The sequence below is a fragment of the Ureibacillus manganicus DSM 26584 genome, from assembly GCF_000772945.1.
GTDB lineage: Bacteria > Bacillota > Bacilli > Bacillales_A > Planococcaceae > Ureibacillus > Ureibacillus manganicus.
Map to the genome: position 1 here is coordinate 115,232 of NZ_JPVN01000013.1, position 9,583 is coordinate 124,814.

The following is a 9,583-nucleotide window of genomic DNA, read 5'->3' on the forward strand; positions in this document are numbered from 1 at the left end:
CCTCCATCCCCCAACACTCTATTTCTTTAATTTGACTCTTTGTAATCGCAATGAGTTTAATACAACCGATACAGAACTGAACGCCATCGCTGCGCCAGCAACCCACGGTGCAAGGAAACCTGCTGCTGCAATTGGAATTCCAACCGTATTATAGGCAAATGCCCAGAATAAGTTTTGTTTAATATTACGCATCGTTTTGCGACTCATTAAAATCGCATCGGCAATACTATTTAAGTCGCCTCGAATCAATGTTATGTCCGCTGCTTCCATCGCCACATCTGTACCTGTACCAATAGCCATCCCTATATCAGCTGTGGCTAGCGCTGGTGCGTCATTAATTCCGTCACCGACCATTGCTACTTTTTTGCCTTGTTCTTGTAATTTTTTCACTTCTTCTGCTTTACCTTCAGGAAGTACCTCTGCAATGACTGCATCAACGCCGACCTCTTTACCAATTGCTTGGGCTGTACGCTCATTATCACCTGTCATCATAATTACCTTGATGCCCATTTGTTGTAAACGGTGGATAGCTTCTTTAGAGGTATCTTTAATTGTATCTGCTACTGCTACTAGCCCTGCATATTTGCCGTTAATTCCAGTAAGCATTGCAGTTTTTCCATTGCGTTCTAATTCTTCCATGACAGGGAGAACAGATTGTATATCAATTCCATATTGCTGCATTAATTTACGTGTACCAATTACAACGCCTTGACCTGAAATTGTTGCCTGCACACCATAACCAGGAATTGCTTCGAAGAATTGAACTTCACCAAGCTCAATGCCTTTATCTTGAATCCCCTGAACAATCGCTTGTGCCAATGGATGCTCAGATTGTTTTTCTGCAGCGCCTATTAGGGATAAAAATTTCTGTTCGTCTTGGCCATCTGCTACGTAAACATCTGTTAATACAGGTTTACCATGTGTTACTGTCCCTGTTTTATCAACTACGACTGTGTCGATACTTTGTGTTTGTTCTAGATGTTCTCCACCTTTGAACAAAATACCAAATTCTGCTGCTCGACCTGAACCTGCCATAATAGATGTTGGTGTTGCTAAACCAAGCGCACATGGACATGCAATAACAAGTATTGCGATTAATACTTCAAGTGCCGGTGTAAATTCACCTGGTCGAACCCAAATGATCCACACGAGGAATGTAAGGATAGCAATCCCTACAACGATAGGTACAAAAATACCTGAGATTTGATCCGCCATTCGTTGAATAGGTGCTTTTGAACCTTGTGCATCTTCTACTACTTTAATAATTTGGGCTAATGCTGTATCACGACCAACTTTTGTCGCTTTCATTTTGAGGAAACCGTTTTTGTTAATAGTTGAGCCGTATAATACGTCACCAGCTTTTTTATCTACCGGCAAACTTTCACCAGTTAACATAGATTCATCAACTGCTGTTGTTCCTTCTATTACTTCACCATCGACTGGGATTTTTTCACCTGGTTTTACTAAAATGATGTCACCAATAACGACTTCTTCTAAAGGTACTTCTTTTTCAACTCCATCACGAACGACAATAGCTGTTTTTGCTTGAAGACCCATTAATTTTTTAATTGCTTCAGATGAACGACCTTTTGCTTTAGCCTCAAATAATTTTCCTAAAAGAATCAGTGTGATTAAAACTGCACTTGTCTCAAAGTATAAGTGTGGTGCATGGTGAGTTCCACTAGTAGCAATGGCTTGATATACGCTATAAAAATAGGCAGCTGAAGTACCCATTGCAACGAGTACATCCATGTTTGCACTACCATTTCGTAGTGATTTATAGGCACCTACATAAAACTGTTTTCCGATAATAAATTGTACCGGTGTTGCCAATAACATTTGGAACCATGGATTCATTAACAAATCGGGTACATATAAAAATGATGTAAACGAAAAGTGTCCGACCATCGTCCATAATAATGGCAAGGATAAAATCGCTGAAAATAAAAATTTACGTTGTTGATCTTTAATGTGCTTTTCACGGTAATCTACCTGCTCTTTTTCGTCTTGCTTTTGATGAGCACCGTAACCAAGCTTTTCAACCTTTGCAATAATGTCTGAAATCGTTACTTCAGATGGGTTAAATTCTATTGTTGCTTTTTCAAGTGCTAAATTGACATTCGCAATTGCAACTCCATCCATTTTATTTAACCCTTTTTCTATACGTGTTGCACAGGCAGCACAAGTCATACCTGTAATATCAAATTCCGCTTTTTGTTTTACTACCCCGTAGCCAAGTGCTTCAATTTTCTTTTCAAAATCAGCTTCACTTAGTTTCGAAGGATCATATTTAATGGATGATTTTTCAAGTGCTAAATTAACGGTTGCCTGCTCGACACCCTCCATTTTGTTTAATCCTTTTTCTATACGTGTTGCACACGCAGCACAAGTCATACCGGTAATTTGAATACTCGCTTCTTTTACCTTACTAGCTTCTGTACTCATTATCTTCTCTACCTCCATACCCTTATGGGGTATATTTTCTTGAAAATGAGAGAGTGCTTTGGCAGCACTCTTATACTACATCATAACCTTGGTCGTCAATCGTTTCTTTAATTTTATCAACGGATACTTGAGATTCATTAAAAGATACTTCAACTTGAGCAGCTTCTAAATTTACTTTTACTTCGTTAACGCCCTCTAATGTACCAACGCTTCCTTCTATAGCTTTTACACAATGACCACATGACATTCCTTGAACGTTTAATGTTACATTTTCCATCGTTTTTTCTCTCCTTAAATTATATTTATCGTAATATACACCACAGGGGTATATTGAACTTAAAAAAATTATTTTTTCATTAACTTTTGAATTGTTACAACTAATTCATCGAGTACTGCCTCATCGCCTTCAGAAAGACGATCAACAACACATCCCTTTAAATGGCCTTCTAAAAGAATTTTGGCTACACTATTTAATGCAGATTGTGTGGCAGAAAGTTGAGTAATAACATCATCACAGTAAGTGTCTTTATCAATCATTCCTTTGATTCCTCTGATTTGGCCTTCAATACGATTTAACCGATTTGTTAAATCCTTCTTAACACGTTCTGGATGATGGCTTTTACGACAAGACGTATCGTCATTGGAATGACATGCTACTTCATTTTCATTGTTTTCCACCTGAGTCACCCCCCTAACTTAATTACATATTACTATACCCTAGTGAGGTATGTAAAGTGATAAAAATAAATAAATTTTCCATTGGTAATGCTGCTTCCATTAATCATTCACTACTGATGTATCATTAAAACAATCCACGCTGCTATAGTTTACTTCTCCCCATATATGGAAAAAATAAACTGAACAAGACAGAACTATTAGAGGGTTATTTCATGGATAAATTAGGAAAGTTCAGTATATTACATGTCATTTTACTAGTGATGACATTTATCGGGTTGAAAACTCATGTGACGATTCTGCCCTCAATCTTAGAGCAAGCAAAAAGAGATGGATGGGCATCTGTTATAATTGCAGCTGTTTTCATGTTTCCTTTGTTATTATTAATTATTTCAATACAAAAAAAAACGAACCAGCAACCTTTAAAAGATTGGTTGAGTGAGAAAATAGGTAAAGTTGGTTCTTCTATCATTTTATACGCCGTAGTTATATATCTGTTTCTTTTAGCATCTTTCACCATGCATGAAACAATTCTTTGGATATCCGATACATTTTTAGATTCCACACCGCAATTAATACTACTTGCGGTCTATATTATTGTTTGTTTTTTACTCGTTTCAACAAATATCCAAACGATTGTAATGGTCAATGTGATTGTCCTTTTCGTTGTTGTCATTTTAGGTTTTTATGTTGCTATTGTTAATATCCAAGTGAAGGACTACAACTTATTACAGCCATTTTTCGAACATGGTTTTCCACCCGTTTTACTAGGGGTGGTCTATCCTGCATCTGGCTTTATCGAAATCATATTGCTTTTATTCTTACAACATCATTTTAAGAAACCAATCAAGTGGTTTCATATTGCGATTATGATTTTTATATTAACAGTTTTGACTTTAGGTCCGCTTGTTGGGGCAATTGTAGAATTCGGTCCAGAAGAAGCTGCGAAACATCGCTATCCTGCCTATGAAGAGTGGGGTTTAGTATCTGTCGGTCGCTTTATCGAACATATGGACTTCTTATCAATTTATCAGTGGTTAACAGGGACATTTATCCGTGTAGGGTTATTATTATATATCGCAGCGGACATATTAAATATAGCTGGTAAACGAAAACGTATTTGGACTTATATGGTTCCACCGTTTTTCATTGTTAACTTAGTTCTGTTCCTTTTAGATGATACATTGTTTTTACAGTTAAACAACTTTGAATTTTTAATATCTACTTTTGTTTTTTTCCTAATATTATTGATTGTTTTATGGATCATTTCAATTATTTATGGAAAAAAATCTAACAAATCCGTCCAACGTACACGAACAAAGAACAAAACTACAGCACGAGAAAGTAGTGATACTGAATGGACACAAACGGACAAACAATAACTCTCTCTACAATAAAGCAACTGTTCGAAAAATCCAGTGATGTTTTATATCATACATTCATCTTTAATGGATCAAAAGTTCACTTTGTAAAATGTGATGCAATGGTCGATGAACAAATGTTATATACAGTAGTTCTACCAAAAATAGATAACCTATTTAATAATTCAAAAAACGGTCAAATTGATAAAGATATGATTGACCAATTACTCATCCCCGAACTTAAACCTATAACGAATAAGGAAGCTATTATTACATCTGTTTATAACGGAAAAGTACTTATTTTTTTTGATGAGTTACAACTTCTTTACTCTAGTAATATTGTTCGAAAACCAAATCGAAACCCAGAGGAGACAAATCTAGAAGCGTTAGTAAAAGGTCCGAGGGATAATTTTATAGAAGATATCTCCATTAATATTGCGCTTATTCGAAAACGATTCCCTTCCAACTCTCTCTGTGTAGAAAAACTAGAAATCGGAAATCGTACGAAAACAGCTGTCGCTATTCTTTATGTAGAAGACATTGCAAATCAAGATATTTTAAAGGAACTAAAAAGAGAGTTAAATAAAATCGACACTGACATTATTATCAGTGCCGATTCTTTAATGGAATTTATCAATAAAAAAAACTGGATTTTACCAGCTACCCATTACACAGGACGACCTGATTTTGCTATTCAGTCGTTAATTAGAGGTCGATTTTTAATCATGGTCGATGGTACTTCCTATACAGTGATGACTCCTGTAAACTTCACTTATTTACTAAAATCCGCTGAAGACTATGAGACACCGGTGATGTTTAGTACATTTGAACGCATTTTACGATTGATGGGATTGTTAATAGGTACGACACTACCTGCTTTTTGGATTGCTTTAACACTGTTTCATCAAAATCAACTACCACTTCAATTACTAGCAACTGTAGTTATCGCAAATCGTGGCTTACCGCTACCTGCCGTCATTGAAATGCTATTATTACTAATTTTGTTTGAAATGTTTAAAGAAGCAACTTTGCGACTTCCAAGTGTTTTAGGAGGCACATTTAGTGTTGTCGGAGGATTAATCATTGGCGATGCCGCCATCCGTTCAGGGATCACAAGTCCTGCTATGATTGTGATTATTGCCATATCTGTTGTAGCATCTTATACCATTGTCAATCAATCGCTTGTTACAATGGTTAGTATTTTGCGGATTGCGTTCATATTAATTACGGCTATTTTCGGGTTATTTGGATTTTTCATTTGCATTTACTTAACGATATTGTATATAGCGAATATGCGTATTTTTGGAGTCCCTTATTTAAACGTATCTGTTGATTTAAGTTGGGATAACTTAAAAAAGACATTTTTTAGAGCTTCAAGGGATAAGTATACAAAAAGACCGAGTATGTTACAGCCACAAGACAAATCTCGAAGCAATAATGAGGAATCAAAATGATCCATCTTAAACAAATTATTACACTATTAATATTATCTACTGTGCTCGTTGGTTGTTGGGATTCCAGAGAAAATGAGCGTATGTTCTATGTCCACGGTATAGGCGTTGATTTTAAAGAAGGGCAATATGAGGTATTTATACAATTAATTAGTTTTTCAAATGTTGCAAAATCCGAACAAGTAAACCAAGATGTCATCCAGTCAGCAGTGAATTCAGCAACTGGAAAAACATTTACTGAAGCACTATTTGAACTTTACCATTCCATAGATGAAGAAGTTTATTGGGGACATTTATCGTTTTTTATTGTTACAGAGGATTTAATGAAAAAAGGTCATATAAATTCAGTTATTAATACCTTTACCCAACATACAGATACGAGATATCAAACATGGGTATATTGTACAGACGAATCATTATCAGAATTTTTAATTGCAGTGCCACTTCTTAAACGTTCGATTACGTTAACAGGTTTAGCTGATCCATATAATTCATTTGAACAAGAATCCTTTATAGAGCCTTTGAGTTTGCGTGAACTCATAATTCAGCTAAATGAGCCTAGCTATGATGTGAAAATTCCTTATGTGACATTGAAAAAAGAATGGAAAACCCAAAAGGGGTCAGAAACATCCGTTCAAACCTCTGGTATTGGAATTCTTGCACCTGAAAAATTTAAGGGATTTTTAAAAGGTGAAAAAGCAAAAGGGCTGCAGTGGTTGTCTGATAAAACAAAAAGGTCACAAATTACTGCAAAAGTACACCCTAGTAAGGATGACGATTTTATAACAATTGTATTGCAAGATATGAAAGTTCAAATTGACCCCGTCATTGAAGGTAGGGATGTACAATTTGATATAAAAATTAATACAACCGTCTCATTAAATAGCTATTCTGAAACATTGACTACCAATGACATCAGGGAAACCGTTGAGAAGGCGGTAAAAGAAGAAATCAATACAACATTTAAAGAAGGTCTTGAAAGAGATGCAGATATATATCGCCTTTCAGAAAAAATCTATAGAAGTAATATAAAAAAGTGGAAAGAATTGCATACCGATGGAAAAGTTCCGCTAACGGAAAATTCAATTCGAAACATTGAAGTAATCGTCGATAATATCGATTCTGGCCGCAAATCGTTTAAAACAACAATTGATTAACTGGAAGTAATAATTTGAAGCATCCTTAAAGTATGTGTAGGAATACTTTAGGGGTGTTTTTTAAGTGGGGTTCGAGTTTAGGAAGAATTCAGCAACTTTTCATGACAAATTAGAGACTTTTTTAAGTTACGCTCAAATACGAAATGAATTTATTTTAGGGAACATTTACAATAAACATAGTATGAAGAAAAGGAAAGTTTATAAATGGAACTAACGATTACGTTTACGATATTAGCAGTAACAATTATTCTTTTTGTCACCAATCGAGTACGAGGTGATTTAGTCGCTATCGGTGCGCTACTTGCTTTTATTATCTTCGGTATTTTAACGCCTCAAGAAGCATTAGCTGGATTTTCAAATTCCGTTGTCATTATGATTGCGGGACTTTTTGTTGTAGGGGCAGGATTATTACGTACAGGTCTTGCAGGGATGGCAGCAACTCTTTTGTTAAAGTGGTCTGGCGATAATGAATTAAAACTATTCGTTTTACTACTTGTAATCGTAGCATCTGTCGGGGCATTTATGAGTAATACAGGAACTGTCGCTTTAATGCTTCCAGTTGTAGTAAGTATTGCGATGAGTATAAAAGTGAGCCCCTCTAAATTTTTAATGCCACTTTCCTATATCGCGAGTATGTCAGGACTGATGACTTTAATAGCTTCACCACCTAACTTAATAGTAAGTCAAACACTTGTAGACAATGGATTTGAGAAACTTGGATTTTTCTCAATAACACCCATTGGTATTGTGGCATCAATAGTCGCGATTGTTTATTTAGTAATTATCCGAAATACATTATTACCAAACGAAAACAGTAGAGTGAATACGGATGCAGGATACAAATTATCACCGAAGAAAATTGTCCAAGATTATCATTTAGAAAACAGGTTATTTTTAATTCATGTCCCAGATGGCTCCCCTATTGTGGAGATTCCATTAGCAAAATTGAAGTTACCTGCAAAATACCAGATTTATGTGATGAAAATTCACCGTAACCAAGCAGAAGCATTGAAGCTTTTACCGATGAATTTTCAAGAATTAGCAGGGCCAAATAGTTTAATTCACCCTAATGATGAACTGTATGTGCAAGGGACAGAGGAAGATATTGAAAGGTTTGTTGCTGATTTTCAACTGGAAATCAAACAAAGTGATACGGAGGAAGGAAAAGATCTTGTTTCAAAAGAAATTGGTGTAGCCGAAGTGTTACTCACTCCTCAATCGAGTTTAATCGGTGAAACCATTCGAGAAATAGGATTTCGCGAAAAATATAATTTAAATATTCTAGGCATCAATAGTAAAGGTGAATATCTTTTAGAAAAGATGACCTCTAAAAAACTTCGATTTGGGGATGCATTGCTCGTTCAAGGAACTTGGGATGAAATCGAATTATTATCCCGTGAAACAAAGGATGTCGTCGTCGTAGGTCAACCTAAAGAACACGCAGGCTTAGCAGCAGCTACAGGTAAAGCTCCTATTGCTGGGCTAATCCTACTATTAATGGTAGGGCTGATGGTATTCGAAGTGTTTGACGCTGTCACTTCAGTAATGATTGGTGCGGTATTAATGATTATTACCGGGTGCTTGCGAAATATGGATGATGCCTATGGAAAAATGAACTTCGAAAGTATCGTTCTTGTGGCTGGGATGCTGCCAATGGCAACAGCTTTACAGAAAACAGGTGGCATGACCATATTATCTGATAGTATCATTCAACTGTTAGGTGGCTACGGTCCTTATGGTGTCCTAATTGGTGTGTATTTGCTGACAGTTGTCTTCGGCCAATTTGTCAGTAATACAGCAACTGCTGTACTCTTTGCACCAATCGCTATGAATGCCGCGCTCTTAATGGATGCAAGTCCTTATACATTTATGATTGCCGTTGCTGCTGCATCAGGTATGGCATTTGCTACACCAATCGCATCACCAACCAATTCCCTTGTATTAACAGCAGGCGGCTATAAGTTTATGGACTTTGTTCGTGTGGGTGTTCCATTACAGGTGATTATGTTTGTGGTGATGATGCTTGTGATTCCGTTTATTTATCCGTTTTGAGGTGGAGTGGTTTATGCGTGTGGTTAATTGAATAATGGATGCACAATTAACTCAGGGCTAGATCTGAAGATCACTACCTCTGAGTTTTTTGTTCTTTAAAAGTGGTGGTCTCGTAGACAACTTTCTTGATTATTTTGGTTTTTTGTCCTCGAGATGCAGTTTCGAGAACATTTTTCCGAGATTTTCAGGTTTTTTGTCCTCGAGATGCAGTCTCGAGAACACATTTCCGAGATTTTCAGGTTTTTTGTCCTCGAGATGCAGTTTAGAACATTTTTCCGAGATTTTCAGGTTTTTTGTCCTCGAGATGCAGTCTCGAGAACATTTTTCCGAGATTTTCAGGTTTTTTGTCCTCGAGAGATGGTCTCGAGAACACTTTTCCGAGATTTTCAGTTGTTTTGTCCTCGAGAGACGGTCTCGAGAACATTTTTCCGAGATTTTCAGG

Annotated in this window: 8 protein-coding genes; 4 read left to right on the forward strand and 4 right to left on the reverse strand. The window is 36.3% G+C overall.

Annotated features, from left to right (window positions below):
• Positions 1-18: 18 nt before the first annotated feature.
• The 3 genes from CD29_RS11970 to CD29_RS11980 all read right to left on the reverse strand — a co-directional run bounded on the left by CD29_RS11970 (position 19) and on the right by CD29_RS11980 (position 3,123).
• Positions 19-2,445 (reverse strand): heavy metal translocating P-type ATPase, encoded by a 2,427-nt coding sequence (locus CD29_RS11970; protein WP_036187044.1) that lies wholly within the window; start codon positions 2,443-2,445, stop codon positions 19-21.
• A 70-nt stretch (positions 2,446-2,515) separates the two neighbouring features.
• Entirely contained in the window at positions 2,516-2,722 is a 207-nt protein-coding gene (gene copZ / locus CD29_RS11975) for a copper chaperone CopZ (RefSeq protein WP_036187046.1), read from the reverse strand.
• Positions 2,723-2,790: 68 nt separating this feature from the next.
• Positions 2,791-3,123, reverse strand: a complete 333-nt coding sequence (locus CD29_RS11980) for a metal-sensitive transcriptional regulator (RefSeq protein ID WP_036187048.1) — start codon at positions 3,121-3,123, stop codon at positions 2,791-2,793.
• A gap of 212 nt (positions 3,124-3,335) precedes the next feature.
• Between CD29_RS11980 and CD29_RS11985 the strand changes: the two genes are divergently transcribed.
• The 4 genes from CD29_RS11985 to CD29_RS12000 all read left to right on the forward strand — a co-directional run bounded on the left by CD29_RS11985 (position 3,336) and on the right by CD29_RS12000 (position 9,141).
• On the forward strand, positions 3,336-4,502 hold the full coding sequence (locus CD29_RS11985) for a GerAB/ArcD/ProY family transporter (RefSeq protein WP_052124132.1): 1,167 nt from the start codon (positions 3,336-3,338) through the stop codon (positions 4,500-4,502).
• The gene (locus CD29_RS11990; protein WP_036187050.1) at positions 4,478-5,935 is read left to right on the forward strand and encodes a spore germination protein; all 1,458 of its coding nucleotides are present in this window, start codon (positions 4,478-4,480) and stop codon (positions 5,933-5,935) included. The genes CD29_RS11985 and CD29_RS11990 overlap by 25 nt, the downstream gene beginning before the upstream one ends.
• Complete coding sequence (locus CD29_RS11995) at positions 5,932-7,089, forward strand: Ger(x)C family spore germination protein (RefSeq protein WP_036187052.1); 1,158 nt, start codon at positions 5,932-5,934, stop codon at positions 7,087-7,089. The genes CD29_RS11990 and CD29_RS11995 overlap by 4 nt, the downstream gene beginning before the upstream one ends.
• 204 nt (positions 7,090-7,293) lie before the next feature.
• Positions 7,294-9,141, forward strand: coding sequence for an SLC13 family permease (locus tag CD29_RS12000; RefSeq protein ID WP_036187054.1), 1,848 nt, complete (start codon positions 7,294-7,296; stop codon positions 9,139-9,141).
• A gap of 262 nt (positions 9,142-9,403) precedes the next feature.
• On the opposite strand, the gene CD29_RS20600 is transcribed toward CD29_RS12000, so the two are convergent.
• The coding region (locus CD29_RS20600) for a hypothetical protein (RefSeq protein ID WP_211277461.1) at positions 9,404-9,583 on the reverse strand (180 nt) is incomplete at its 5' end.